This is a genomic window from Bordetella muralis (genome assembly GCF_054781015.1).
The window spans coordinates 1-957 of sequence record NZ_BAAGVF010000013.1 but is presented as its reverse complement, the minus strand read 5'-3'; the positions used below and the strand labels follow the sequence as shown (position 1 = coordinate 957).

Genomic DNA, 957 nt, shown 5'->3' with positions numbered 1-957 from the left:
GCGCAGACCTTCTTCCATGGCGATCGGAGCCAGCAGCTTGACGGTCATCGACACGTTGTCGCCCGGCAACACCATTTCCTTGTCCTTGGGCAGGTCGATCGAGCCGGTCACGTCCGTCGTACGGAAGTAGAACTGCGGACGATAGCCGTTGAAGAACGGCGTGTGACGGCCACCTTCTTCCTTGGACAGAATGTACACCTCGGCGGTGAACTCGGTGTGCGGCGTGATCGAACCCGGCTTGGCCAGCACTTGGCCACGCTCGACGTCTTCACGCTTGGTGCCGCGCAACAGAATACCCACGTTGTCGCCCGCTTGACCTTGGTCCAGCAGCTTGCGGAACATTTCCACGCCCGTGCACGTCGTCTTGACCGTCGGCTTGATACCCACGATTTCGATTTCTTCGCCGACCTTGACGATACCGCGCTCAACGCGGCCCGTCACCACCGTGCCACGACCCGAGATCGAGAACACGTCTTCCACAGGCATCAGGAACGCACCGTCAACCGCACGCTCAGGCGTCGGGATGTACGTGTCCAGCGCATCGGCCAGCGCCAAAATCGCTTGCTCGCCCAACTCGCCCTTGTCGCCTTCGAGCGCCAACTTGGCCGAACCCTTGATGATCGGGGTGTCGTCGCCGGGGAAGTCGTACTTCGACAGCAACTCGCGAACTTCCATTTCCACCAGCTCGAGCAACTCGGCGTCATCAACCATGTCGGCCTTGTTCAGGAACACGATGATGTACGGCACGCCAACCTGGCGGCTCAGCAGAATGTGCTCACGCGTCTGCGGCATCGGGCCGTCTGCGGCCGAGCACACCAGGATCGCGCCGTCCATCTGCGCAGCACCCGTAATCATGTTCTTGACGTAGTCCGCGTGACCCGGGCAGTCAACGTGCGCATAGTGACGGTTCTGCGTCTCGTATTCCACGTGTGCCGTGTTGATCGTGATACCACGCGC

Annotated in this window: 1 protein-coding gene; it reads right to left on the bottom strand. The window is 61.0% G+C overall.

Translation table 11 applies throughout. The annotated features are described in order from the left end of the window. Nucleotides 1–957, bottom strand: a 957-nt coding sequence (tuf, locus tag ACYVIT_RS26465; protein ID WP_460478310.1) for an elongation factor Tu, incomplete at both ends; no start/stop codon positions are given.